Below are 25,897 nucleotides of genomic sequence, written 5' to 3' on the forward strand. Positions count from 1 at the left end.
GGTTCCGTTTCGGCTAGAAATATTAAACCGGTGTCTTTAGCCCGAAAAATGTTCGGGCCGTCACCACATCATGGGCGATTTGCTGCTTCAGGGCATCGAGCGAAGCAAAACGCTGTTCGTTGCGCAGTTTCGCGCGGAGCACCACGTCAATATGGCACCCATAAAGATCCATAGTTACATCCAGCAGATGAACCTCTAGTTGCTGGCGAACACCAGCAACGGTAGGCCGGGTACCAATATTGGCAACTCCGGGTAATGGCTTTGGACCCAAGCCATACACATCAACCGCATACACTCCTTTCACCGGAGCGACTAAACGTTTTAATGGCAAATTCGCCGTGGGGAAACCAATCGTACGCCCCAGTTCATCACCATGAACCACTCGGCCGGAAATGCTATAGGGGTGGCCAAGCAACGCCTCAGCCAACACCAAATCGTCATTATAAAGTGCCTGACGAATTGCGGTGCTGCTAATGCGTAACCCACCATCACAAAAGCTATCTGTGCTGATAACATCGAAACCAAATTCAGCACCGGCTTGCTGTAACAGTTGAAAATCCCCCTGACGCTCTGCGCCAAAGCGGAAGTCATCACCAACAGTTAAAAACTTAACACCCAACTTCTCTACCAGCAACTGAGCAACAAAAGCTTGCGCAGTATTAGCTGCAAAACGCGGATCAAATTTTACGCACAACAGATAATCAACGCCGGCCTCAGCCAGATATCTGGCTTTATCCCGCAGGCGCGTTAGCCTTGCTGGTGCTTTGTCCGCTGCAAACAATTCCAGTGGTTGCGGTTCAAATATCATAACCATTACGGGCAAACCCAAGCGCTGACCTTCACACTTTAGCTGCTCCAATAAGGCCTGATGTCCACGATGGACACCATCAAAGTTACCGATAGTTAGCACGCAACCATGGTGGCGTGCCCGGATATTATGTATACCGCGAATTAGCTCCATAGCTGGCTCAAAACAGTGGAAATCGCCGGATTATACCTTGTACAGCCGTTAAGGTTAACCCGCGATTGGCACCTTTAACCGAAAGTCATACCATTTTGCCAATATTGTGCAGGTAAAATCCCTTTTACTGACTTTATCCTGTAGAATGCGCACGGAGTTTGAATACAGAAGCAGGCTGAGATTTTTACAAGAACCACCGTCGAATCCCTTCAAGGCAGTGAACTGTGGATTTTTCTTTCGAAAGACTGTATTCCGCAGCGCGAAGCTGGTAAAATCCCGCTCCATCACAACGTAGCAAGTGCCGCCCGTACAAACGGCGCTTATTTGCACAAATCCATTGACAAACGAAGGCTGAAAGGGCATATTCCTTGGCCTTTGAATTGTCCTCAATAGAATATATTTGGGAGTTGGACCTTGGCTAATATCAAATCAGCTAAGAAACGCGCCGTACAGTCTGAGAAACGCCGCAAGCATAACGCTAGCCGTCGCTCAATGGTGCGTACCTTCATTAAGAAGGTGTATGCGGCAATCGCAGCTGGCGATAAAGACACAGCGCAAAAAGCATTTAATGAAATGCAACCAATCGTGGATCGTCAGTCCTGTAAAGGTCTGATCCACAAAAACAAAGCAGCACGTCATAAGTCTAACTTAGTCGCGCAAATCAACGCAATGCAGTAATTGCATTACGTCGACTGCTTAGTAAAAAGACCGGCCCAGGCCGGTTTTTTTATATCTATTTTTTGAATTGCTTATAATTTAGCCTATTCACGGCAAGACCCATTTATAGCCTATAGACTTCAAAACGCAGAAAGTCAGCCATCAAATGACAAATTGGTATAAGCCCGATGTAACAGCATTTATGTCAGCCCCTAGGGTGGCACTCATTAATCCCGATAAGCTGACATATTTATCAACGAGTGCAATCAACACAGCTGTAGTTTGCAAGGTAACGTGGCTATTTAGCCACTAAAGAGCGCGGAAAAATCTTTGTTACATACCCGCTGCACTGCCGGATGTTGGATCATACGCTCGGCAAAAATCACATAATATTCTTCCTGCACACTGTCTAAGCGGCCAATTTCGACTATCTGGTCATCTTTAGCGTAGGTATCAGCAGCGTACATTGTCGGTGCAACAAAAATAGCATTGTTATAAATAGCGAAAGCATTCATCAGGGCCGCGTCATCAAACTCACCCAAAATCTCTACCTGTAGCCCTTTACTGTTAATCCAGTTCAGCAATTTGCGCCCAAGCATGGAACGACGGCCCGGTATCAACAAACGCTTTTGCTGCAAACAAGCAGGGAAAGGTAAATCAGGGATGGGCTGACGACAATAAAAACTCACACTGCATTCGCCCAGTTTGACAGAGAACAACCCTTCTTGTTGGCTGGAGTCAACCGGACAATCGGACAGAATCATATCCAGTTTGTGCTGACTCAACTGCTCCAGCAGCATTTCGTGGGTCGATTCAAAACAGCGCAGATGAATCTTTTCGTTCTCAACGACAGCCGTTTCCAGAACCTGGCTCACCAAACGCTTGGATAATGCATCGGCAACACCAACATCGAAAAGTAGATTAGATTCTTTGCGATAATTAACGATATCCAGCATTTCATGGCTAAGCATGAACATTTTATCCGCATAACGAAAGACCAACTGCCCCAACTCTGATGGCACCAAGCCTCGCCCTTGTCGCTTAAATAACTTCCCCCCCAGACGCTCTTCCAACGCTTTAATTTGCCCGGTAATTGTTTGTGGCGTCAGGAATAATGCTTCTGCTGCACCGACGACTGAACCTTCTTTACAGACCTGCCAAAAGTAATAAAGATGATTGAAATTGATATGTGACATTCGCATGTTGTTATCCCCTTAACATATCGGCGAGCCAGATATACCCGTCCTACTTCAAGTTGCATGTGCATTGGCAGCGTTCAAAATGGTTTACAACCAATCTGCCTTTCACTTGCCGGCTTCCTGCAACTCGAATTATTTAGGGTGTATATAACCTCATGCACGACTAAACGTTCCCTGTTCTGACGGTAAGCCTAGAAATCCATCAGGTAGAACACCAGTACCTTTATGAGCGGCACTGGTCATTCAAATATTAATCAGCGAGTTATTTTTCTTGTTGCTGGCAAGGCCATACGCAACAAGCTATAACCCACAATGGCTGCGGTGGTGGAGCCTAATAATATGCCCAACTTAGAATAGGTAAGCAAAGCGAGATCGGCGCCATCAAATGCCAGCGACGCGATAAATATCGACATAGTAAAACCGATACCGCATAGCACCGACACCGCAAAAATCTGCTTAAAGTTTATCGCGTCAGGTAGTTTAGCCACCCCTAACTTAACCGCGAGCCAACTAAAGAGGAAAATCCCCAGTGGCTTACCAATAAACAGACCGCTCGCAATCCCCAGAGGCAATAGCGATGTCAATCCAGCGAGTGAAACGCCTTGCAGTGAAACCCCCGCATTGGCAAACGCAAACAGTGGCAAGATCAAATAAGCAACCCATGGGTGCAAACCATGTTCGAGCGATTCTGACGGTGAACGCTTATCTTTAGTGTGCAGCGGTATCATAAAGCCGACAATGACCCCGGCTAAGGTCGCATGCACACCTGATTTGAGGATGCAGACCCACAATACCAATCCCACCAGTAGATAGGCAGAGGTTTTCCCTACCCCACGCCAATTCATGTAAGCCAGTAGCGCAATAGCCGCAGCAGCTATGCCTAAGGCTTGCAGTGAAACCTCGTGGGTATAGAACAACGCAATAATGATGATGACACCCAAGTCATCAATAATGGCCAGTGCCAGTAAAAAGACTTTAAGACTGGTTGGAACCCGATTTCCCAACAGAGCCATCACCCCTAACGCAAAGGCGATATCAGTAGCCGCAGGAATTGCCCAGCCCTGGCGGGTAACCTCATCAGCACCGTTAAATAATAGATAAATCAAAGCCGGTGCCAGCATACCACCTAATGCTGCTATGGCCGGAAAAACCGCTTTATCGCGGCCAGCTAACGAACCTTCCATCAATTCGCGCTTAACCTCCAACCCAATCATCAGGAAGAATATCGCCATTAAACCGTCATTAATCCACAGTAATAGTGGCTTGCTGATATCCAGCGAGGCTATCTTTACCGATACCGGTACATCAAGAAATGATTGGTAAATGCTAAATAGGGGGCTGTTAGCCATAAATAAGGCGACGGTGGCAGCTAAAATTAGAATCAGCCCACCTGCGGCCTCTTGGCGTAAAAATTGACGGATCATGTTTGTCACAATGAATAACTCCTTACATCGGACAGTGAGCCTGTGCTCGGCGAATCAATGCATCAATTTTAAGATAGTCTTCAACTCGAAAAAAGTCGTTTTTATGGCATCAAATGATCGAAAAAACCGAGCTATTAATGATTTACTTCACATATATATTTAGTTGGCGATGAAAAAAATCCCCGACGTTAATCGAGGATTTTTCGTTTTCTTGCACGTTCTTAGCCGATTAACAACTCATTGGTCAGCGAGTCAAATCGTCAAAGAATTTCTTAACGCCATCTAAGAAGCTTTTAGATCGGGGACTATTTTTCTCACCCGCAGCACCGACGAAACTCTCTTCCAGTTCGCGCAGTAGCTGTTTCTGTTTTTCGCTCAGATGGACTGGTGTCTCAACCACAACACGACATAACAGGTCACCCTGACTTCCGCCACGCACAGATTTAACACCCTTGCCACGCATGCGGAACAGCTTGCCGGTTTGGGTCTCTGCTGGGACTTTCAGCTTAACCCGGCCATCCAGCGTTGGGACTTCAATCTCGCCGCCTAAGGCTGCCATAGCAAAGTTAATTGGCACTTCACAATACAGGTTATTGCCTTCACGTTCGAAGATTGGGTGCGCTTTAACTTGCACCTGAACATATAAATCACCTGCTGGCGCGCCATGTTCACCCGCTTCACCTTCGCCACTTAAGCGAATGCGGTCACCGGTATCAACACCGGCGGGGATCTTAACCGACAGTGTTTTGGATTTTTCAACACGGCCATGCCCATGGCACTTGTTGCAAGGATCTTTAATGATTTGACCATTACCCTGACAAGTAGGACATGCCTGCTGGACGGTAAAGAACCCTTGGCGCATATGTACCTGACCTGCACCACGGCAAGTCGAACAAGTGACTGGCGAACTTCCCGGCTTAGCGCCACTACCGTGGCAAACATCACACTCATTCAGCGTTGGGATGCGAATTTCTTTAGTCACGCCGCGTACGGCTTCTTCCAGTGTCAGATCCATGTTGTAGCGTAGATCGGAACCACGGGAAGCACGCTGACGGCGGCCACCACCAAAGATATCACCGAAAACATCACCAAAAATGTCGCTAAAATCAGCACCACCGCCACCACCAAAACCGCCGCCGCCCATGCCACCTTGTTCAAAGGCTGCATGACCATATTGATCATATGCTGCACGTTTTTGTGGGTCAGTCAGAATTTCGTAAGCTTCTTTAACTTCTTTAAAATTTTCACCGGTATCGTTCTCGTCCTGATTACGGTCCGGGTGATACTTTACTGCCAGGCGTTTATAGGCCTTTTTGATTTCACGTTCATCGGCGCCCTTACTGACGCCTAAAACCTCGTAATAATCTCTCTTCGCCATTCTCTTTTTTTCCTACCCTTAACATGCGTGCACGGGCGTAGAGTTTCCTCGACGCCCGTGCTGGTTTCCAGCAACAGTAAGGCCTACCACTGCTGTGCCCGCTTAAGGGCGATTATTTTTTGTCTTTCACTTCTTCGAATTCGGCGTCTACCACGTCGTCTTCTTTCTTGGCACTGGTGTCACCAGCATCGCCGCCTGCGGCTGCTTGCTGCTGCTGAGCCATTTCTAGCAATTTGCCAGAAACCTGCACCAGAGCCTGAGTTTTCGCTTCAATTTCAGCTTTGTCTTCGCCTTTCAGAGCAGCTTCCAGCGCTTTCAAAGCATCTTCGATCGCAGTTTTGTCTTCTGCTGGCAGTTTGTCGCCGGCTTCTTCCAACTGTTTACGGGTGCCGTGAATCAGATGGTCAGCCTGGTTGCGAGTCTGAACCAGTTCTTCAAACTTACGGTCTGCTTCTGCGTTAGCTTCTGCATCACGTACCATTTTCTGGATCTCTTCCTCGTTCAAACCAGAAGATGCCTTGATGGTTATCTTCTGCTCACGACCGGTATTCTTGTCTTTAGCAGACACATGCAGAATACCATCGGCGTCGATATCGAAAGTCACTTCGATTTGCGCCATACCGCGAGGAGCAGACTGGATACCGTCCAAATTGAACTGACCCAGAGACTTGTTATCCTGAGCACGTTTACGCTCCCCCTGAAGCACATGGATGGTTACCGCAGACTGGTTGTCTTCTGCAGTAGAGAACACCTGGCTGTGCTTAGTTGGGATAGTGGTGTTTTTAGTGATAAGTGGGGTCATCACACCACCCATGGTTTCAATACCCAGTGACAGTGGGGTAACGTCCAATAACAGAACGTCTTTCACTTCACCAGACAGAACACCACCCTGCACTGCCGCACCAATGGCTACAGCTTCATCTGGGTTAACGTCTTTGCGTGGTTCTTTACCGAAGAAATCAGCAACTTTCTTCTGAACCATTGGCATACGAGTCTGACCACCAACCAAGATAACGTCCTGGATATCGGAAACAGAAAGGCCAGCATCTTGTAAAGCCACTTTCAGTGGTTCAATAGAACGATTAACCAAATCTTCTACCAGTGACTCCAATTTAGCGCGGGTCACTTTGATGTTCATGTGTTTTGGACCGCTGCCATCAGCCGTGATATACGGCAGGTTAACGTCGGTCTGTTGAGCTGAAGACAGCTCGATTTTTGCTTTTTCAGCGGCTTCTTTCAGGCGCTGCATTGCCAGTGGATCGGTACGCAGATCCATACCCTGGTCTTTCTTGAATTCGTCAACCAGATAGTTGATCAGACGGCTATCAAAGTCTTCACCACCCAAGTGAGTATCACCATTGGTTGCCAGAACTTCGAAGGTTTTTTCACCGTCAACTTCGTCGATTTCGATGATAGAGATATCGAAAGTACCACCACCGAGGTCATAAACCGCGATAGTACGGTTGCCGACTTCTTTGTCCAAACCGTAGGCCAGTGCCGCTGCGGTTGGTTCGTTGATGATACGTTTTACTTCCAGACCGGCGATACGGCCAGCATCTTTCGTTGCCTGACGCTGAGCATCGTTGAAGTAAGCCGGTACAGTGATAACCGCTTCAGTTACTGGTTCACCCAGAAAATCTTCCGCTGTTTTCTTCATTTTCTTCAGAACTTCAGCAGAAATCTGTGGTGGTGCAACTTTCTGGCCTTTTACTTCAACCCAAGCATCACCATTGTCGGCTGCCACGATTTTGTACGGCATGATATCTTTATCACGCTGCGCTTCTTCATCCTGGAAACGACGGCCAATCAAACGTTTGATGGCAAACAGTGTGTTTTGTGGGTTAGTAATAGCCTGACGTTTAGCCGGTTGACCAACCAGAATCTCACCATCTTGGGTATAAGCGATGATAGAAGGCGTAGTACGGTCGCCTTCGCTGTTTTCCAGCACACGAGCTTTAGTGCCATCCATAATTGCTACACAAGAGTTGGTAGTACCCAAGTCGATACCAATAATTTTACCCATCTAAAACGCCTCCACTAAAAAGTCATATTCGGTCAAGTTACTAATCTATATGTGGGCGGATTGTTTGTTTTCAACTGCCCGTATTTTGTTAATCAATGTTTTCATGCCCAATATTTTACTGATGCATGTGTCCGCTGATCCACGATTAGTCCCTGCGGTTGGGAATAAGATGGGGCCACGAAACGCAGCATCAAGGGGGGAGATGAAAAAAAATTACTTTTTATCACCCTCGAGATCATTGTTTCCAACCGCGTGGATCATTATGATGCGGCGCGCACTGAGGGAATCGACGACTTTTTGGTCATTCAGGCGTTTGATACTTATTCGGATAACTATCCATTTTTTAGCATTCTGTTAATTGCAGAGGACTTATGAACACCACCAAGTTGGCAAATCCTGGCCCGTTAGGCCTGATGGGTTTTGGGATGACAACCGTCTTGCTCAACCTACACAATGCAGGTTTCTTCCCCCTGACCTCTGTTATTTTGAGTATGGGGATTTTTTACGGCGGTCTGGCACAAATTCTGGCGGGTATGCTGGAATATAAGAAGGGTAATACTTTCGCGGCCACTGCATTTACCTCCTATGGCGCATTTTGGCTGAGCCTGGTCGGTTTGCTGATGTTACCTAAGATGGGTATGGCTGACGCAACTGATGCACAATTCCTCGGCGTTTATTTAGGTTTATGGGGCATCTTCACACTGTTTATGTTCTTCGGGACTTTGCCCGCTAACCGTGCTTTGCAGTTTGTTTTCGGTAGCCTGACGCTGCTGTTTGCGCTGCTGGCCGTCGGTAACTTCACCGGCAACCATTCACTGCTGGTGTTCGCCGGTTTCGAAGGCATCATTTGTGGTGCAAGTGCAATTTACCTGGCAATGGCAGAAGTATTGAACGAACAATATGGCCGTACCGTATTGCCTATTGGTGAACCAAGCCCAACTTTACAAGCGCAACATGTAGTTTAATTAGGAAATTTAGATTTAAAGCCCCCTGGAGCATTCATGTTTCAGGGGCTTTTTTATGTTTACTTATTACGTCTAAAAAAATGGATTACTTGATTAAAATTAGCATTACAAAATAATTAAATAGAAGAATTAAAATAGATAGAGTAAAGAAAAAACAAATCATATAACATCAAGATGAGGTAAGTAACATGAAACATTCAAGTTAATAGACTTAAGGGCTAGCCTATGAGAATAGTCACAAAACTATTGATAAACGCTATATTAATAATATCAGAATCAGTCTATTCAAGTGAGGGGAAAGTCTGTTTTTATGAGCTAGCAGATTTTAGTGGGGAATCATTTTGCTCAGCAGAGAATGAATCAATGTCTGCTTATAATGATGCATTCAATAATAAAATAGAATCAATTTCGGTCCCGCTGGGCATGATTGTAACCCTTTATGATGATATTGATCTTTCTGGTAAAAAAATAACATTAAAGAATGATATTAATCTACGGCAACTAAAATCATCAGGGTTTTATAAAAGAATAAAATCATATCAAATAGCACCGGCAATCTGTTTTTATACAGAAGATCAGTTTCAGGGTGACACTACTTGTTTAGCATCCAATCAACAAATAGATTTTTATCACGATACAGAAAACATCCTTGAGTCGGACAGAGAAGTACTACCTATTCATAATGATAGTATTCAATCCATAACCATACCCCAAGGAATGATAGCAACAATCTACAAGAATGATAATTTCAATGCTCCTTTTTTTAAGTTAACAGAAAGCATTACTGATAATAGTTTAAAAGCACTGGAAATGAGTAATGCAATTACTAGCATCAAGGTAGAAGAAATAAAAGGCCTTAATTGTGATCAACAATGTGTCATTATAAATAGTTATACCATAAAAATCTCTAATGTATTTAAAAAATACTGGAATGATGAACGCTTGAAGAATAAGCAAATTTTATTGGTTTTTAATACTATGAATTTAGGCGAAGGTGATAATTATGTTCTATCGCTATTTAACGGCGCTAACATTAACATTAATAATAGTAGAATTGAATTCTACAACAAAAAAATGAACACTAAGTTTTATTTTGAACATTATAAACGCAGCGACAACCTATCTTTTATTATACAAATGAAAAAAGATATTGTACAAGTACAATATATTCAAACATTGCGAAATAATTTAGTAAATATATCCCCAATAATTTTATTTGATTGGGATAATGGCATTAGTGCAACTCCAGAGATAGTAATAACCAACTACAATAAAGATAAACCTTTAGTTATCGCAAAAACCATACTTACCGCAGATACAGGAGATAAAGATTGGGAAAAAAGAGATTTAGTACAAACAAGTAAAATACTCTGTGCTTTTACTCCTTTTTTAAATATTTATAATTATATTGTTCGAGGTAAATGCCAACAATTGAATAGCATTGTATTCAGTGCAGATGATTTTTTTAACCATAATACAAAAGGAAAAACATTACATATTGCCGGAAACAGTCCCCCACTAAAACCAAAGTCCGCCAAAGAAGAAGAGTTACAGATGCCTGATGATGTCGATAACTACATGACATTAACTTATATGGATAACAGCCAACGTAGACAATCTCTCAGTCTCCCAGCGGTAGCCAAAGCCTGCATGGTTTCGTTCCACTCGTTACTTAACTCTCGTCCAATACGTCAAATAAGGCCCCATTGTATTGATTGGACATTGGAAATTATGACTGACTTTACCTTGTTGTTTGGTAATAGCTTAGCAACCTGGAATACTGCATTTTTTGGCCAAATAGTAGATTCAATAATAAGAACAGGAAGTACCGGCGTCACCGTCGAACATGCAGCAGTAGAAAATAGGTTCATCCATGCTATAACAGAAAAAATAACCGATAGAACCACTAATAATGCCTTTGCCGATATTAAAACCGCTTTTGATTATGCTCAGCTTAGTTATATATCTTACAGTTCTGTTTCTTCATCTAATGAATCACCATCACAGGTGGAGCTCTTACCATTAGGCATTTATGAGTTGTTATTAGAGACTTTCGTCTTTAGACCGACGACTCCAATAATCATTTCACAAGGTGAACCCGTCGAGCAAACTGAATTGGAATTCGAAATAGAAGTGCTCCCAACACCAACCCCCGAGGAGGAGGAAAAACTTTCAGGTGTAGCAGTGAGTAATGCCCAAGCGATGCGGAAAAAGCTGAAAGAAACCATTACTCACTGGGAGCAGCAGTATGACCGAAGTTACCCCGACCTCGCTGCTAGTGCAGATGCAGCTACAGATGAAATGAATGATGCCCGCATAAAACTGCTTCGTGCAGGAAATATTGTGACGGGTATTATCAATCGAAGGCTCACTCTTCATCGCCCCAGTGAAATATATGTAATTGTTAAACTGCAGGGAAGAGTTATCGCGATAGTACTTGCTGACCGTTTTAATAACCTGGATGAAGTTGAACTGGTCGCATCTGCAACCCTGCCAGACTATGTCTTATTTCCCGGCCGAGAAGGAACCGTAAGAGGTGCTGGTACAGCGGCAGTCAGAGAACTGAGCCGATATTTACAACAACAGGGTGCTCGTACATTGTACTCTGAAGTCATTTCTCAACCTTCTGCTCGCGTCAAACAGAAGGTCGGCTTTAATTTTAAGAATGAATTTTAAATTGTATGGGCTATTTTTGAAGATGAGATCTATTTACCCGCTCTCTTACTCAACCAAAACCTTCTTTGGCAGATGCACTTTCACATCGCTATTAATATCATTACGCAGATAAATCCCCAGCAACAATCCTACCAGCGATAACAACAGCATGTAATAGGCCGGGGCCATCGGTGTCATTTTCATTAATAGGGTCACCACAATCGGTGTCAGACCACCAAAAATGGCATAGGCCACATTGTAAGAGAAGGATATCCCGGTAAAACGGACCTCTGCTGGGAATGCACGGACCATCACATAAGGTACCGCACCGACAATGCCGACACAAAATCCAGCCATCATATAATGCGTAATGAGTTGAGTTGGATCAGTTAAATTAGTGTGGTAGAACGACCATGTCGATGCCGCCAACATCAGGCTGCCAACGATAAAGGTTTTACTGGCACCAAAGCGGTCAATGACCAGCCCGGCAATCACGCAGCCACACACCAGTGCGACAATCGCCAAACTATTGGCCTGCAATGCCAGCGCGGGCAGTACACCGAACTGCTTTTGTAAATACGTCGGGGTCATCAGGATAACCACCACGATCCCGGCAGAGAGCAACCAGGTCAACAGCATGGAAACAAACACTTCTTTCTTATGGTTAACCACGACAGATTTCAGTGGCAACTCATCAGCTAAAGTTTTACGTGCCTGCATCTCTTTAAAAATAGGTGTTTCTTGCAACCAACGGCGCAGATACATCGCGAACAGACCAAAAATCCCCCCCAGGAAGAATGGCACGCGCCAGCCACCGTCTAAGATGGCTTGATGACTTAAGGCGGTATTCATAGCAGTAGCCACCAGCGACCCCAGCAAGATCCCCGCAGTCAGGCCCGCCGTTAACGTACCGCAGGCAATCCCAATGCGCCGACGCGGTACATGTTCAGCCACGAAAACCCATGCTCCGGGGACTTCACCGCCAATTGCCGCACCTTGTAACACACGCATCAAGAGCAGCAGTAATGGGGCCGCGATACCAATCGAAGCATAAGTCGGCAACATACCGATCGCCAGTGTAGGTAAAGCCATTAACAGAATACTGAGAGTAAACATTTTCTTACGGCCAACCAGGTCGCCAAAATGCGCCATGATGATACCGCCCAGTGGGCGGGCCAGATAACCGGCCGCAAAAATACCGAATGTCTGCACCTGGCGCAGCCACTCAGGCATATCTACCGGGAAGAAAAGATCGCCGATAACCGCAGCAAAGAAGACGAAAATAATGAAGTCATAAAATTCCAAAGCGCCCCCTAATGCAGCCAGAGTGAGCGTTTTATAATCTTGCTTATTCAATCGACGGTTAGGATTATGCTCTTGAGCAACATGAGGTTGCGATAAGTCGACTTGAGATGAATTGTGTTCTTGAGACATATGACACCGTAATAAACCAGAGTTGGGGAAGAAAAATATTTTCAGCTTTTTGTAAAGTTAATAGGACTATACCGTACAAAATTCCCCACACGGTTAGAATGGTGCCTTATGTTGTAAAAAATTTTAATTTAGTTTTTTATATCGATAATGGCATTCTTCGGGCGAAAAGCCGCTACCACTTCAGCATTGGTCTCTATATAAGGCCCGTCCAGTAGTTGAATGCAATAAGGCACACTGGCAAAGATACCGGGGACGACCACTTTCGATTCAGCATCTTTAACCCCTTCAAGGGTTTCTTTGATAGATTTAGGTTGCCCCGGTAAGTTGATAATCAATGCTTGCTTACGGATAACCCCTACCTGACGGGATAAAATAGCAGTGGGAACAAAATGTAAGCTAATTTGGCGCATTTGTTCGCCAAAACCAGGCATCTGCCGATCCGCGATTGCCAGCGTGGCATCAGGGGTAACATCACGTCTTGCCGGGCCGGTACCGCCAGTGGTCAGCACCAAGTGGCAGCCCATTTCATCGACTAACTCACACAATGTCTGCTCAATCAGAGTTTGCTCATCGGGGATAAGGCGAGTTTCTATTTCAAAAGGGGTGGTTAACGCACTTGCCAGCCACTCTTCCAGCGCCGGAATGCCTTTATCTTGATATACCCCACTCGACGCCCGATCAGAGACGGAGACTAAACCTATACGTAATGTATTCATGCGACTACCTCGACGAAATGCCTGTTATCCAGGGCGAATAATAGCATATCCAACGTAATTAGCGTGGGGGTAGGCGCGCAAACCTGTCTGGTTAACGGGCAATAAAAAAGGCGGCTTACGCCACCTTTTATCTGACACACAACTCGAATTACAGCAGATCAGAGATCATTTTCTCAAGCTTGCCTTGGTCGATAGCAAACTTACGGATACCGTCAGCCAGTTTATCGATAGCCATTGGATCCTGATTATGCTGCCAGTAGAACTCAGCTTCAGTCAGTGGTGCAGGCTTCGCCTGAACGTCACCGGTATAAGCGAGTTTACGCTCGATCGGGCCTTCGCTTTCTGCCAGTTCTTTCAGCAGAGAAGGTGCGATAGTCAGGCGATCACAACCCGCCAGCTCAATGATTTCGCCCAGATTACGGAAGCTTGCGCCCATCACCACAGTGCTATAACCGTGTTTTTTGTAATACTGATAAATCTCGGTTACTGAAACGACACCTGGATCTTCGTGTGGCGCGAACTCTTTTTTGTCGCCATTGGCTTTGTACCAGTCAAGAATACGGCCAACAAACGGTGAAATCAGGAACACACCCGCTTCAGCACAAGCACGCGCCTGAGCGAAGGAGAACAGCAGAGTCAGGTTACAGTTAATGCCTTCTTTTTCCAGTTGTTCCGCAGCACGGATACCCTGCCAGGTCGAGGCCAGTTTGATCAGAATACGATCATTGCTGATGCCAGCTTCGTTATACAGTTTAATCAGGCGCTTGGCTTTTGCCACGCTGGCAACGGTGTCATAGGAAAGACGAGCATCAACTTCGGTAGAAATGCGCCCTGGGATCAGTTTCAGAATTTCCAAACCGATATTCACAGCCAATTTGTCAGTGGCATCAACAATCTGCTGAGCATGGTCACTGCTTTGCTCGCGTGCCCAAGCAATGGCTTCATCGATCAGTTTGCGATATTCAGGAATTTGAGCCGCATTCAGGATAAGTGATGGGTTAGTGGTTGCATCTTGCGGCTGGTACAGCTTCATTGCCGCGATATCCCCGGTATCTGCTACTACTGTGGTAATTTGACGTAGGGAAGTAAGTTTATCGGTCATGTTGTCGTTTCTCGTCGTTTGTGCATGAACTTTTGGCATGTCAAAACTGTTCATTTCCTAAAGAACGCATGTTCTCAAGAATCTGTTTTCTCAAGCTGCTTTCTGCTCTTTCGAAATGTTAGCCATTTCGCAATAGTGGCTATCTGGACGCACTGCCTTGTCTTGATAATAACATGCGTAAGCCTTGGTGCAAGGCAGTTAAACTGATTAAAAAAAGCGCAAAGACACGCTTTTTGCTTAGCAACCGTTTTCGCCGTGCAAAACAGCCAGAAACCGGTTGGTTAATAGCAATTTCGTCCATTCTTATCGTGCTGAGACGATTTAGCCAAGCTCTATCATCGCTGACAACCCTACAACGTCATGTCCGATGGGGATACCTATCTTAGCAATCGCCCAATCTTTTTTTTGCTGACGTGCGCTTTTTGCTACAGTGTCTCATCTGGATTAACAGGATATCGTTATGCTTATTATTATCTCTCCGGCTAAAACCCTTGATTATCAAAGTCCATTAGCGACCAAGAAGTTTACTCAGCCTGAAATGTTGGATAAGTCACAAGCGCTTATTGAGATTTGTCGTGAGCTGACGCCAGCCCAAATCAGCAGTCTGATGGGGATTAGCGACAAGCTGGCCGGTTTAAATGCTGCCCGCTTTAGCGACTGGCAGCCTGATTTTACCCCAGACAATGCACGTCAGGCGATTTTGGCTTTTAAAGGTGATGTCTATACCGGCATGCAAGCACAGAATTTCAGCGCCGCCGATTTTGATTTTGCGCAAAAGCATTTGCGTATGCTTTCTGGCTTGTACGGCCTGTTACGCCCGCTGGATTTAATGCAACCTTACCGCCTGGAGATGGGGATTAAGTTGGCTAATCCCCACGGCAAAGATCTCTATTCGTTCTGGGGTGACCAGATAACTGAAAAACTGAATCAGGCATTGACGCAGCAAGGTGATAATGTGCTGATTAATCTGGCTTCTGATGAATATTTTAAAGCTGTTAAACCGGCCAGCCTGGCAGGTTCACTGATTAAACCGGTATTTTTAGATGAGAAAAACGGTAAATACAAAATCATCAGTTTCTATGCCAAGAAAGCCCGTGGCCTGATGAGCCGCTTTATCATCCAGAATAAGTTAACCAAACCAGAACAACTGGTTGATTTCAATCTGGAAGGCTATGAGTTTGATGCCGGGCTGTCGGCAAAAAATGAACTGGTGTTTAAGCGCGCTGAGCAGTTTTAACAACGTCAAGTAGAAAAAGCATTACCCTAAGTAATTGGTGTTGCAGCTAGGCAGCAAACGGGCACATCCCGAATCACTTACTCAAGTAAGTGATTCGGGTGAGTGAGAGCGGCTAACAACGCTGCAACACCAAGTAAGACGGGTAATTATTTTGGCAAAGCCATCAAGAAAGCCCGCAATTGCGCAAAATCGGCTGGTAAATCATGGGATAACAAAGGCAGTTGCGCCCGAACAGCCAGTGGTTTCGGCAACGGAAGTTCCTGGCCGAGGATCTCTTCCACGCTCTCTTTGAATTTCGCCGGATGAGCGGTACCGATGAACAACCCAAACTCGCCGTCCTGCAACTGATCACGCAAAACACGATACGCAATCGCCGCATGAGGTTCAGAGATATAACCCAGCTCCGCCAGCTCACGCATGGTCTCTTTGGTCACTTCATCACTCACCGCACCGTGGCCTAAATCCTTCAACTGCCAGATTTTACGGCGATATAACTCTTCAACACGTGGCCAGTTGTTCGGCTGGCTGACATCCATTGCATTCGAGAGTGTCGCAACAGTAGGTTTTGGCTGCCACTGGCCGTTAACCAAGAAGCGCGGCACTGTGTCGTTGGCGTTGGTGGCAGCAATAAAGCGCTTAACTGGCAAACCTAATGACTTCGCTAACAGCCCGGCGGTCAAATCACCAAAGTTACCACTGGGTACCGAGATAACCAGTTGATTACGTGCTTCTTGTGGCAACTGGGCTACCGCTTCAAAGTAATAGCAGATTTGTGCCAATAAGCGGCTGATGTTGATCGAGTTGGCGGAGTTAAGGCTCAGTTCCTGCTTCAGCTCTTCATCATCAAAGGCCTGTTTCACCAAGGCCTGGCAGGCATCAAAATCGCCCTCAATTGCCACGGTGTGGATATTGCCACCTAATGTACAGAACAGTTTTTCCTGCAATGGGCTGATTTTGCCACGTGGGTAGAGAATAACCACCCGCACGTTTTTCAGGCCATAGAATGCATGTGCTACCGCCGCCCCAGTGTCACCGGAAGTCGCCGTTAAGATTGTCACCGGCTGGTCACCCGCCACTTCAGCCAACATTTGCGCCATAAAACGCGCGCCGAAATCTTTAAACGCGAGTGTCGGGCCGTGGAACAGCTCCAGTGCGGCGATATCATTCTCAACCTGAGCCACGGGTGCTGGGAATTCAAATGCGGCCTGAACGCGTTTGGTTAAGGTTTCAGGGGCAATCTCACTGCCAATAAAAGCAGACAGAATACGGCTACTGCGGGTAACAAAATCCAGATCCAGCAGTTTATCAATTTCTGTCAGTTCAAATTCTGGCAATTCCAGTGGGAAGAACAACCCCTGATGCTTACCCAGGCCTTGTTTGATCGCTTGCGCGAAGCTGACCTGCTCGTTGTGATCTTTAAGGTTATACAGTTTCATGCGTTATCCCAGTAGTCGTGCGCCTGCGGTATCCAGACGGCAAATATGAACAAAACCTTCGTCGTTTTGCAGGTAATGATTTTGTAGCCATCCCGCCATGCGTTGTGCGGTTTCATGATCATTGCAGACAGCAAATAGCGTCGGGCCAGAGCCGGAAATACCACAAGCCAATGCACCAATATCATGGGCGGCTTGGCGGGCGGCAGCAAAGCCCGGCAACAGTTGGGTGCGGTAAGGTTCGGCGATAACATCTTTCATCATCTTAGCGGCCAAATCAGGTTGCTGAGTGTGACAAGCGTGAATGAATCCAGCCAAATTACGACCATGAGCGATACAATCCTGACGGCGATATTGCGCCGGTAAAATGGCGCGCGCTTCAGCGGTCGAGACCTTAATACCCGGATACGCCATGACCCACAGCCAATCATCAAAGCCGGGAACATTCTGGCTGATGTAACCTTCCTGTTCGAGGATCAACTGCATCCCACCCAGATAGCAAGGTGCAACATTATCATAATGCACACTGCCGGAAACACGCCCTTCCAACTCCCCCATCAGGCCGAGTAACGTGACTTTATCCAATGGATTGCCACAGAACTCGTTCATCGCCATTAACCCGGCAACCACCGAACAAGCACTGGAGCCTAGCCCAGAACCAATCGGCATATTCTTTTCCAGCACCATAGCCACCGGGATCTGTTTGCCCATTTCCTGACAAAAACGCTCCCAGCATTGATAAACAATATTCTCTTTCGGGTCATCAGGCAGTTTGCTGACAAAGCGGCCTTCATTGCGCAGACTGAAACGGTCTGCCGCCGTCACGCTGACACAATCGCCGAGTAAGGTGCCATCTAGCGGCGAAACCGCCGCACCCAACACATCAAATCCAACGCTGACATTGCCAATCGATGCCGGAGCATAGATCTTAACCATATTTAAACTCCCAACTTCCAGGATAATGTGCGTAAAAGATCGGCGAATACCCCGGCAGCAGTCACGTCATTACCCGCACCGTATCCGCGCAGCACCAACGGAATAGGCTGATAATAGTGGGTATAGAAAGCCAACGCATTCTCACCATTTTTAACTTTATACAGCGGGTCGTTACCGTCAACAGCATCCATTCTGACGATACAACGCCCTTCTTCGATAACCCCAACATAACGCAGCACTTTGCCCTGCTCCGCCGCATCTGCCACCAAACGGGTAAACTCGGCATCCAGTGACGGTAAACGCGCCAGGAAGCTATCTACATCACCAGAAGCATCAAAACTGGCTGGCAGAACAGATTCAACTTCAATATCCGTCAACTCAAGTTTGTAACCTGCTTCACGGGCCAAGATCAACAATTTACGCGCAACATCCATGCCAGAGAGGTCATCGCGTGGGTCAGGTTCAGTGTATCCCATCTCCCTGGCTTGCAAGGTTGCCTGTGACAATGTCATGCCTTCATCCAGCTTGCCGAAGATAAACGACAGCGACCCTGACAGAATGCCAGAAAAACGCATCAGTTCGTCACCAGCATTGAGCAGATTCTGTAAGTTTTCGATTACCGGTAAACCCGCACCCACGTTAGTGTCATACAGGAATTTGCGACAAGATTTCGCCGCCGCCGCACGCATCTGACGGTAGTAATTCATCGACGAGGTGTTGGCTTTCTTGTTTGGCGTCACAACATGGAAACCATCGGCCAGGAAATCAGCATATTGATCGGCAACAGCCTGACTGGAAGTACAATCGACAATCACCGGGTTGAGCAAGTGATACTCTTTTACCAACCGAATCAAGCGGCTTAAGTTAAATGGCTCCTTCACCTCAGCCAGTTCCTGACGCCAGTTATCCAACGCAATGCCATGGACATTGGTCAGCATGGCTTTGGAATTAGCAATACCACACACCCGCAGATCGATATGGCGCTGTTTCAACCACGGCTGCTGGCGATAGATTTGTTCGATTAATGCCCCACCGACACCGCCAACACCTATTACAAACACTTCAATCACCTGGTCAGTGTTAAACAGCATTTGATGGCAGACACGCACACCGGTGGTAACCGCATCATTACTCACCACCACCGAAATAGAGCGCTCAGACGAGCCTTGCGCAATCGCAATGATATTAATATTGGCACGCGCCAACGCCGAGAAGAAGCGAGCGGAGATGCCACGCAATGTGCGCATACCATCACCCACCACGGAGATAATCGCCAGATGCTCCATCACATCCAGAGGTTCCAAGAGGCCATCTTTCAATTCCAGATAGAACTCGTCTTCCAATGCTCTACGGGCACGCTCTAGCTCCCCCTGCGGCACACAGAAGCTAATGCTGTATTCAGAAGAAGACTGGGTGATAAGTACCACTGAAATGCCACTGCGTGACATCACCGCAAAGACACGGGCAGCCATACCGACCATGCCTTTCATCCCCGGACCTGAGACGTTAATCATCGCCATGTTATTCAGGTTGGTGATACCTTTAACTGGGAAGCCATCATCACTGCTTTCCCCGCCAATTAGGGTGCCAGGTGCCTGTGGATTAGAGGTGTTTTTAATCAGGCAAGGGATCTGGAACTGGGCAATGGGGGCGATAGTGCGGGGGTGAAGAACTGAAGCGCCAAAATAGGACAGCTCCATCGCCTCTTGGTATGACATCGATTTCAGTAAACGGGCATCGGGTACAGTACGCGGGTCACAGGTATAAACCCCATCAACATCCGTCCAGATCTCACAACAATCAGCGCGTAAACAAGCAGCCAGCACCGCGGCTGAATAGTCGGAGCCATTACGCCCCAGCACCACTAACTCACCTTTGTCGTTACCGGCCGTGAAACCTGCCATCAAGATGATGTGGTTGGCCGGAATGCTGCTGGACCCGATACGGCGGGTAGATTCCGTGATATCAACAGTGGATTCGAGGTAATGGCCTTGAGCCAGCAACTTCTCGACCGGATTAATCACAGTAACTGGATAACCTTTGGCCTGAAATAGCGCCTCCATGATGGCAATGGAGAGTTTTTCGCCACGGCAAATGATTGACGCATTGATGCTATCCGGGCACTGGCCAAGCAATGAGATACCATGCAGGACATGTTTGAGTTGCGCAAACTCATGCGCCACCAGCGCTTTCAAGCGTTCATAGTCAAACCCGGGTTGAGTGTCGGCCAACCCACGCAACAGCTCGGAAAAAATCCGCTCCGCATCGCTGATATTCGGCGAGATATCTTGCCCTGCGACCATTTTGTCGATCATCGCAACCAGATGATTGGTAATTTTAGCGGGAGCGGATAACACGGTAGCCACTTGTCCCTGACGTGCATTACTTTCGATGATATCGGCAACACGCATAAAGCGTTCTGCATTTGCTACTGATGTCCCGCCAAATTTCAACACTCGCATTTCTGATTCTCTCCCGCTTTCGCGCTTTTTTATCGCAAACTTTTTTTGCAAAGATTTGATTGAAAAAAAAAGCCCGCACTGTCTAGGTGCGGGCTTTTTTCTGTTGTTTCCTGTACGCGTCAGCCCGCCCCGTAACCAGTGGTTTCGGTGGTGGTAATAATTGTTGTGTTCAGGCTGATATATCGCATGTCGTCTGTCTGTCTCATAAATGAAGCTGTCCCTCTATTGGTTAAAGCAATCGCCCCCTCAAGTCAAATTTTTTCATCCAATTTCCTGAAGAAACGCCCCCACCCACAATGGGGAATCAACTAATTCAATAGGGGTAATCAGCAGATACAAATAAAAAATCCCGCGATAAACCAGATAATAAATCTGTAATATTAATTTTAATCACTACTATCCACTGTAAGATTTTTTTCGACTAAATGACAGAAAACACGCCAACGAACAATTGATAGGATCGCGATAGCAAAATCCAATTGAAGCCATAAAATGGCAAATTAATCATCATTGATTTGCATAAGTGACTTAAAAAACAACAAATATGAAAAGTTTCCTCTATTACTTTACATTTAACTAACATTGACGATAATTCTTCTTATGCTTTTAGGCGAAATAGGACGCTGACAAGAAAAATCCCTTGATGGCTGTAATGCTGAAAGAATATTGATTTTAAACAATAAAAATCAATAGATTAGAAAAATCATTTTTTTGTTACGTTTGACATTCAATTTTTAATATTAATAACACTGAATCGATCACATAATTTAACCAACTCGCGCATAAGCTGGTATTCTTGTAAGTCTTTTTCACAAAAGTGTTAACGTGCTACAATTGAATTTGATATATGTCAACAAAGCGTAGTTTTGTTGGGTGGTAGATTCGGCTCACACTGTTATATTGCTGTTAATAGGGTTAGGATATGCGCCGCTTTTGTCACCTTTGGGGCTGTAGGGAGTAACACCCCGACCAAGCTAGTGATGTTGTTGACCTTGATGGAAAGTGCATCAAGAACGCGTTTACGTACTTTAGTCATGTGATGAACGGGATGACGAGTAACAAGTCAATAAAAATCCTAATATAACAAAGACTTCTGTACTTCCTATTTCTATTTTGTTGGCAATTTTAGGTAGCAAACATGCAGACCCCGCACATTCTGATCGTAGAAGACGAGATAGTTACTCGTAACACCCTGAAGAGCATTTTCGAGGCGGAAGGCTATGTAGTTCATGAGGCCAATGATGGCGCAGAAATGCACCACATTCTGTCTGAGAATGATATCAACTTAGTTATCATGGACATCAATCTGCCGGGCAAGAATGGCCTGTTGCTAGCACGAGAACTTCGTGAACAAGCAAGTGTTGCCCTAATGTTCCTGACAGGTCGTGATAACGAAGTAGATAAGATCCTTGGCTTGGAAATTGGCGCTGATGATTACATCACCAAACCTTTCAATCCGCGCGAATTAACCATTCGGGCACGTAACTTACTGTCACGTACCATGAATTTGGGTAGCGTGGGTGAAGAGCGCCGCTTGGTTGAAAGTTACAAATTTAATGGCTGGGAGCTGGATATCAATAGCCGCTCACTGATAAGCCCTGCTGGCGAGCATTATAAGCTGCCACGTAGTGAGTTCCGCGCCATGCTGCACTTCTGTGAAAACCCAGGCAAGATTCAATCTCGTGGCGAATTGTTGAAGAAAATGACCGGCCGTGAGCTGAAGCCTCATGACCGTACTGTTGACGTGACTATCCGCCGCATTCGTAAACATTTTGAATCCACGCCGGACACACCAGAAATCATCGCCACTATCCATGGTGAAGGTTACCGTTTCTGTGGTGACCTGGAAGAGTAAACCTCTGGCTGCTATCCACAGTAAAAAGCCAGCATTCTATGCTGGCTTTTTTATATCTATCCAATTTTTACCACGGCATAATCGGAACGGCGCTGATCGCATTTTTCGGCGAGCCGTCGACAACGCGATCGGAATAGGTCAGATAGATTAAGGCATTACGCTTTTGATCATAGAAACGCACTACCTGTAACTTTTTAAACACCAAAGAAGTCCGTTTCTGGAAAACCACTGTACCTTCAGATTTTTTATTCTTAATTTTGTCACTCAGCTCAATCGGCCCCACTTGCTGACAGGAAATTGCTGCATCAGACGTATCCTCTGCCAACCCCAATCCACCTTTGATGCCCCCGGTTTTAGCGCGGCTGATATAACAAGTTACATTTTTAACATCGGGGTCGTCGAAGGCCTCAACCACTATTTTATGATCTGGCCCGAGCAGTTTAAAGACTGTATCGACGGAGCCAATTTCCTCTGCATGAGCAGTTATGGCCCCAAATGAAAGCAGACAACCAAGGAATATCCAATTCTTTTTCATACACTTACTCCATTCCGCTGAATAACGTTACTCAGCGTTAACTATTTGTACTAAAAATAAAATATTCGTTAAAAAGATATTTTATAAATCTTAGGTTCTTTTTTAACACACTATGCCACAAAATTCTTAAGCAGTCGGGAACATAAAAAGTTGCTACTATTCGCCAGAGCTATTCTTTTCATATGACTAACACCCTAAATTTAGGCCGCTTTACGAGGAAGATCTATGGATCAAGCCAGTATCATTCGTGATTTGCTTAGCTGGCTAGAAAGTCATTTAGACCAGCCTTTAGCACTGGACAATGTTGCTGCCAAAGCCGGCTATTCTAAATGGCATTTGCAGCGAATGTTCAAGGATGTCACCGGGAATGCTATCGGTGCCTATATCCGTGCCAGAAGGTTATCTAAAGCCGCTGTAGCGTTACGATTAACCAGCCGTCCTATTCTGGACATTGCCCTACAATATCGCTTTGATTCGCAGCAAACCTTTACCCGGGCATTTAAAAAGCAGTTTGCACAAACACCGGCGCTGTACCGACGGGCAGAAGATTGGCACTCGGCTGGGATTTGCCCACCGATTCGGCTGGGGGAATATACGCTACCTCAACCTGAATTCATCACTTTGCCTGAACAGCACCTGATTGGTCTGACACAAAGCTACTCTTGTACGCTTGAACAGATATCAACTTATCGTACTGAACTACGCTCGCATTTTTGGCAACAATATCTCGGTGATGCCGATCACTTGCCGCCAGTGCTCTATGGTTTACATCACTCCCGCCCTAATCAGGAGAAAGATGATGAGCAGGAGATTTTCTATACCACCGCCATTGAGCCACAACATGTTCCGGGCAATGTGCCGGAAGGGCAACCGGTTATCTTGCAAGGTGGCGAGTACGTGCAGTTCAGCTATGAGGGGCCGCTGGAGGGATTGCAAAACTTCATTCTGACACTCTATGGCACCAGTCTGCCGCAATTAGGGCTAACCCGCCGGCGAGGGTACGATATAGAGCGCTTCTTCCCGCAGGGGAGGCCGAAAGATCAGCCTCCAACCTCGTTGAAATGTGAATATCTCATTCCTATCCGTCGTTAACGCTGTAGCTCATCAAGTGCTGGCATATCCAAGTGAGCGGTATCGCCAGCACTTTCAATGACCCAGCCAGAGGCCAGCCAAGGGCTTTCTTGATAATCAACCCGAGATAACGAACAGTTGCGCAAACGTAGACGCCGTTCGGCATGCGCGGGCAGACCCAGTAATGTACTCAACAAACATCCCAGCGCCATACCATGGCTAACTAACAGCGGCTTGCTGCCAGCAGGTAACTTCAGACAGCTATCCAGCGCTGCATGCATACGGCTACCCAGTTCAGTCATCGACTCACCTTCAGGAATACGCCCGCCCTCGGTACCATTAACCATCTGCTTACGCCACTGCTCTTCTTCCACCGATAAGCTTTCAATGGGGCGCGCCTCCAACACGCCCATATTCAGCTCACGCAGGCGTGAGTCTGTCACCATGGTTAGGCCGCAAGCATCAGCAATAATTTTAGCTGTCTGCTGTGTGCGGCCAAGGTCGCTGGTAATAATATGGGTGATGCCCTGGCTACTAACCCGTTGCGCAACCAAGTTGGCCTGACGGATACCGATGTCGGTCAGAGGACTGTCTGATTGGCCCTGAATGCGGCGTGAGGCGTTCCAGAGGGTTTCACCATGACGCACGAGATATACCTGTAACATGTCGTTTTTCCGTTATACTGCGTAAAATAGGCACAAAAACCATTACTTTAGATAAACCCAAAGACGTTGGCGTGGCAGATAGACAGCTAACAGCCCTGCTGCTTCAAGTCCCAAGGGAATAGGATACTAGACTCATTATGTACCATGTTGTTGCCGCAACTACCAACCCTGCAAAGATTAAGGCTATCACCCTCGCCTTCGATGATGTTTATGGCCCCGGCCAGTATCGTATTGAAGGTGTCAATGTCGATAGCGGTGTTCCCCTGCAACCCATCGGCAGTCTTGAGACACACAGTGGCGCCAGACAGCGTGTGAGTAACGCACGTAAGATTCGCCCTGAGGCTGATTTTTGGGTTGGGGTTGAAGCCGGTATTGAAGATAATATGACCTTTGCCTGGATGGTAATTGAACACTTACAGTTACGGGGAGAATCCCGTTCTGCCAGCTTAATGCTGCCCGATATTATATTGCATGGGATTCGCCAAGGCCGTGAGCTGGGCGACGAAATGGCAGTTTTAACCGGTATATCGAATGTAAAACATCAGGGTGGTGCCATCGGTATCTTTACCGACGGTAAATTGACCCGCACCAGTGTTTATCACCAGGCACTGCTGTTAGCGCTGGTACCATTTCACAACGAAATATATCAACGCCCGGCACCGTGATACTAAACTCAGGAAGGCTTTACATCATTTGTCAGTAATTGGGTCTCAAGCCAGCTTTTGAGCTGTGGCGGGGCCGTTTTCAAGCTGTTAGAGCCACGGGTAATGGTCGCGATACCTGCACCTAACTGGGTTTTCAATTCACGCTGACTTAATTCCCCGCGCATTAACTCCTCAATGATACGTACCCGGGTGCCCAGAGCCGTACGCTCATCCGGTGTCAGCATCAATTGCAGCAAGGGCAAATGCAGGTCTTGCGCAATCGCGTTTTCCAACAGCGCAACAAAGCTCAGCCAGTGCTGATTATCTGCAGGGGATAACGCCGGATCTGGCGCGAAAGCAGTATTAACCGGGCTGTGGATATTAGGCATGTTTATTTCGTCAGCCGACAAATCATCGGTCAATCGTAGTTTTGTCATGATAGATACCCAAGGTACTATTTAACTAGTACGAGAGCATACCATAACGTGAGATATAGCCAAAGAACTTGGCGTTGTAGGGCTGCCAGTAAACAGCCTGCAACGCCA

22 protein-coding genes and 1 other annotated feature are annotated in these 25,897 nt (G+C 46.4%); of the genes, 7 read left to right on the forward strand and 15 right to left on the reverse strand.

Features of this window, described 5'->3' with window-relative positions; genetic code table 11:
* Positions 1 to 22: 22 nt before the first annotated feature.
* Positions 23 to 961, reverse strand: a complete 939-nt coding sequence (gene ribF, locus V1953_RS17880) for a bifunctional riboflavin kinase/FAD synthetase (RefSeq protein ID WP_083160612.1) — start codon at positions 959 to 961, stop codon at positions 23 to 25.
* Between the two features lie 414 nt (positions 962 to 1,375).
* Here ribF and rpsT point away from each other — a divergent pair, with 414 nt between their 5' ends.
* Complete coding sequence (gene rpsT / locus V1953_RS17885; RefSeq protein WP_050086134.1) at positions 1,376 to 1,639, forward strand: 30S ribosomal protein S20; 264 nt, start codon at positions 1,376 to 1,378, stop codon at positions 1,637 to 1,639.
* Between the two features lie 281 nt (positions 1,640 to 1,920).
* Here the strand turns inward: rpsT and nhaR are convergent, their stop codons facing one another.
* From nhaR to dnaK, 4 genes are all read right to left on the reverse strand, one after another.
* Positions 1,921 to 2,820 (reverse strand): transcriptional activator NhaR, encoded by a 900-nt coding sequence (gene nhaR / locus V1953_RS17890; protein WP_083160614.1) that lies wholly within the window; start codon positions 2,818 to 2,820, stop codon positions 1,921 to 1,923.
* 251 nt (positions 2,821 to 3,071) lie between these two features.
* Positions 3,072 to 4,250, reverse strand: a complete 1,179-nt coding sequence (nhaA, locus tag V1953_RS17895) for a Na+/H+ antiporter NhaA (RefSeq protein WP_083160617.1) — start codon at positions 4,248 to 4,250, stop codon at positions 3,072 to 3,074.
* Positions 4,251 to 4,485: 235 nt separating this feature from the next.
* The gene (dnaJ, locus tag V1953_RS17900) at positions 4,486 to 5,619 is read right to left on the reverse strand and encodes a molecular chaperone DnaJ (protein WP_083160619.1); all 1,134 of its coding nucleotides are present in this window, start codon (positions 5,617 to 5,619) and stop codon (positions 4,486 to 4,488) included.
* A gap of 112 nt (positions 5,620 to 5,731) precedes the next feature.
* Positions 5,732 to 7,642, reverse strand: coding sequence for a molecular chaperone DnaK (gene dnaK, locus V1953_RS17905; protein ID WP_083160621.1), 1,911 nt, complete (start codon positions 7,640 to 7,642; stop codon positions 5,732 to 5,734).
* 371 nt (positions 7,643 to 8,013) lie between these two features.
* Here dnaK and satP point away from each other — a divergent pair, with 371 nt between their 5' ends.
* Positions 8,014 to 8,607, forward strand: a complete 594-nt coding sequence (satP, locus tag V1953_RS17910) for an acetate uptake transporter (protein WP_083160623.1) — start codon at positions 8,014 to 8,016, stop codon at positions 8,605 to 8,607.
* A gap of 225 nt (positions 8,608 to 8,832) precedes the next feature.
* A complete protein-coding gene (locus V1953_RS17915; RefSeq protein ID WP_442851181.1) occupies positions 8,833 to 11,283 on the forward strand; it encodes a peptidase inhibitor family I36 protein in 2,451 nt (816 codons plus the stop codon).
* A gap of 45 nt (positions 11,284 to 11,328) precedes the next feature.
* Here V1953_RS17915 and V1953_RS17920 read toward each other — a convergent pair whose 3' ends face one another.
* The 3 genes from V1953_RS17920 to tal form a co-directional block, all read right to left on the reverse strand.
* Positions 11,329 to 12,696: an MFS transporter gene (locus tag V1953_RS17920; RefSeq protein ID WP_083160627.1), complete on the reverse strand. Its 1,368-nt coding sequence runs from the start codon at positions 12,694 to 12,696 to the stop codon at positions 11,329 to 11,331.
* Between the two features lie 128 nt (positions 12,697 to 12,824).
* Entirely contained in the window at positions 12,825 to 13,412 is a 588-nt protein-coding gene (gene mog, locus V1953_RS17925; RefSeq protein WP_083160629.1) for a molybdopterin adenylyltransferase, read from the reverse strand.
* A 148-nt stretch (positions 13,413 to 13,560) separates the two neighbouring features.
* Positions 13,561 to 14,514, reverse strand: a complete 954-nt coding sequence (gene tal, locus V1953_RS17930; protein ID WP_083160631.1) for a transaldolase — start codon at positions 14,512 to 14,514, stop codon at positions 13,561 to 13,563.
* 460 nt (positions 14,515 to 14,974) lie between these two features.
* Here tal and yaaA point away from each other — a divergent pair, with 460 nt between their 5' ends.
* Complete coding sequence (gene yaaA, locus V1953_RS17935; RefSeq protein WP_420073659.1) at positions 14,975 to 15,751, forward strand: peroxide stress protein YaaA; 777 nt, start codon at positions 14,975 to 14,977, stop codon at positions 15,749 to 15,751.
* 146 nt (positions 15,752 to 15,897) lie between these two features.
* Here yaaA and thrC read toward each other — a convergent pair whose 3' ends face one another.
* The 4 genes from thrC to thrL all read right to left on the reverse strand — a co-directional run bounded on the left by thrC (position 15,898) and on the right by thrL (position 20,788).
* Positions 15,898 to 17,187 carry a threonine synthase gene (thrC, locus tag V1953_RS17940; RefSeq protein WP_083160635.1) on the reverse strand — a complete coding sequence of 430 codons (1,290 nt, stop codon included), beginning with the start codon at positions 17,185 to 17,187 and terminating at the stop codon, positions 15,898 to 15,900.
* A 3-nt stretch (positions 17,188 to 17,190) separates the two neighbouring features.
* Entirely contained in the window at positions 17,191 to 18,120 is a 930-nt protein-coding gene (gene thrB / locus V1953_RS17945) for a homoserine kinase (RefSeq protein ID WP_083160637.1), read from the reverse strand.
* Positions 18,121 to 18,122: 2 nt separating this feature from the next.
* Positions 18,123 to 20,582 (reverse strand): bifunctional aspartate kinase/homoserine dehydrogenase I, encoded by a 2,460-nt coding sequence (gene thrA / locus V1953_RS17950; RefSeq protein ID WP_083160639.1) that lies wholly within the window; start codon positions 20,580 to 20,582, stop codon positions 18,123 to 18,125.
* A gap of 62 nt (positions 20,583 to 20,644) precedes the next feature.
* Positions 20,645 to 20,763, reverse strand: a sequence feature (Thr leader region).
* On the reverse strand, positions 20,702 to 20,788 hold the full coding sequence (thrL, locus tag V1953_RS17955) for a thr operon leader peptide (protein ID WP_071598596.1): 87 nt from the start codon (positions 20,786 to 20,788) through the stop codon (positions 20,702 to 20,704). It overlaps the preceding feature by 62 nt.
* A 932-nt stretch (positions 20,789 to 21,720) precedes the next feature.
* On the opposite strand from thrL, the gene arcA reads away from it, so the two are divergent.
* A complete protein-coding gene (arcA, locus tag V1953_RS17960) occupies positions 21,721 to 22,437 on the forward strand; it encodes a two-component system response regulator ArcA (RefSeq protein ID WP_004706052.1) in 717 nt (238 codons plus the stop codon).
* 67 nt (positions 22,438 to 22,504) lie between these two features.
* On the opposite strand, the gene creA is transcribed toward arcA, so the two are convergent.
* A complete protein-coding gene (creA, locus tag V1953_RS17965; RefSeq protein ID WP_083160643.1) occupies positions 22,505 to 22,972 on the reverse strand; it encodes a protein CreA in 468 nt (155 codons plus the stop codon).
* A 225-nt stretch (positions 22,973 to 23,197) separates the two neighbouring features.
* Between creA and robA the strand changes: the two genes are divergently transcribed.
* Entirely contained in the window at positions 23,198 to 24,064 is an 867-nt protein-coding gene (gene robA / locus V1953_RS17970; RefSeq protein WP_083160645.1) for an MDR efflux pump AcrAB transcriptional activator RobA, read from the forward strand.
* Here the strand turns inward: robA and gpmB are convergent.
* Positions 24,061 to 24,708 (reverse strand): 2,3-diphosphoglycerate-dependent phosphoglycerate mutase GpmB, encoded by a 648-nt coding sequence (gene gpmB / locus V1953_RS17975; RefSeq protein WP_372557963.1) that lies wholly within the window; start codon positions 24,706 to 24,708, stop codon positions 24,061 to 24,063. The two genes, robA and gpmB, sit on opposite strands and share 4 nt — an antisense overlap.
* Before the next feature lie 137 nt (positions 24,709 to 24,845).
* On the opposite strand from gpmB, the gene yjjX reads away from it, so the two are divergent.
* On the forward strand, positions 24,846 to 25,373 hold the full coding sequence (gene yjjX, locus V1953_RS17980; RefSeq protein ID WP_083160649.1) for an inosine/xanthosine triphosphatase: 528 nt from the start codon (positions 24,846 to 24,848) through the stop codon (positions 25,371 to 25,373).
* An 8-nt stretch (positions 25,374 to 25,381) separates the two neighbouring features.
* Here the strand turns inward: yjjX and trpR are convergent, their stop codons facing one another.
* On the reverse strand, positions 25,382 to 25,789 hold the full coding sequence (gene trpR, locus V1953_RS17985; RefSeq protein WP_193784730.1) for a trp operon repressor: 408 nt from the start codon (positions 25,787 to 25,789) through the stop codon (positions 25,382 to 25,384).
* Positions 25,790 to 25,897 lie beyond the last annotated feature (108 nt).

The sequence above is a fragment of the Yersinia sp. 2541 StPb PI genome (assembly GCF_052217145.1).
GTDB classification, from domain to species: Bacteria; Pseudomonadota; Gammaproteobacteria; order Enterobacterales; family Enterobacteriaceae; genus Yersinia; species Yersinia enterocolitica_E.

Coding starts and splice junctions, on each gene's coding strand:
- creA (WP_083160643.1), bottom strand. CDS start 22,972: ATGAAAAAGAATTGGATATTCCTTGGTTGTCTGCTTTCATTTGGGGCC.
- V1953_RS17915 (WP_442851181.1), top strand. CDS start 8,833: ATGAGAATAGTCACAAAACTATTGATAAACGCTATATTAATAATATCA.
- thrC (WP_083160635.1), bottom strand. CDS start 17,187: ATGAAACTGTATAACCTTAAAGATCACAACGAGCAGGTCAGCTTCGCG.
- yaaA (WP_420073659.1), top strand. CDS start 14,975: ATGCTTATTATTATCTCTCCGGCTAAAACCCTTGATTATCAAAGTCCA.
- tal (WP_083160631.1), bottom strand. CDS start 14,514: ATGACCGATAAACTTACTTCCCTACGTCAAATTACCACAGTAGTAGCA.
- arcA (WP_004706052.1), top strand. CDS start 21,721: ATGCAGACCCCGCACATTCTGATCGTAGAAGACGAGATAGTTACTCGT.
- dnaJ (WP_083160619.1), bottom strand. CDS start 5,619: ATGGCGAAGAGAGATTATTACGAGGTTTTAGGCGTCAGTAAGGGCGCC.
- gpmB (WP_372557963.1), bottom strand. CDS start 24,708: ATGTTACAGGTATATCTCGTGCGTCATGGTGAAACCCTCTGGAACGCC.
- V1953_RS17920 (WP_083160627.1), bottom strand. CDS start 12,696: ATGTCTCAAGAACACAATTCATCTCAAGTCGACTTATCGCAACCTCAT.
- thrA (WP_083160639.1), bottom strand. CDS start 20,582: ATGCGAGTGTTGAAATTTGGCGGGACATCAGTAGCAAATGCAGAACGC.
- robA (WP_083160645.1), top strand. CDS start 23,198: ATGGATCAAGCCAGTATCATTCGTGATTTGCTTAGCTGGCTAGAAAGT.
- trpR (WP_193784730.1), bottom strand. CDS start 25,789: ATGACAAAACTACGATTGACCGATGATTTGTCGGCTGACGAAATAAAC.
- mog (WP_083160629.1), bottom strand. CDS start 13,412: ATGAATACATTACGTATAGGTTTAGTCTCCGTCTCTGATCGGGCGTCG.
- thrB (WP_083160637.1), bottom strand. CDS start 18,120: ATGGTTAAGATCTATGCTCCGGCATCGATTGGCAATGTCAGCGTTGGA.
- satP (WP_083160623.1), top strand. CDS start 8,014: ATGAACACCACCAAGTTGGCAAATCCTGGCCCGTTAGGCCTGATGGGT.
- yjjX (WP_083160649.1), top strand. CDS start 24,846: ATGTACCATGTTGTTGCCGCAACTACCAACCCTGCAAAGATTAAGGCT.
- ribF (WP_083160612.1), bottom strand. CDS start 961: ATGGAGCTAATTCGCGGTATACATAATATCCGGGCACGCCACCATGGT.
- nhaR (WP_083160614.1), bottom strand. CDS start 2,820: ATGCGAATGTCACATATCAATTTCAATCATCTTTATTACTTTTGGCAG.
- thrL (WP_071598596.1), bottom strand. CDS start 20,788: ATGAGACAGACAGACGACATGCGATATATCAGCCTGAACACAACAATT.
- dnaK (WP_083160621.1), bottom strand. CDS start 7,642: ATGGGTAAAATTATTGGTATCGACTTGGGTACTACCAACTCTTGTGTA.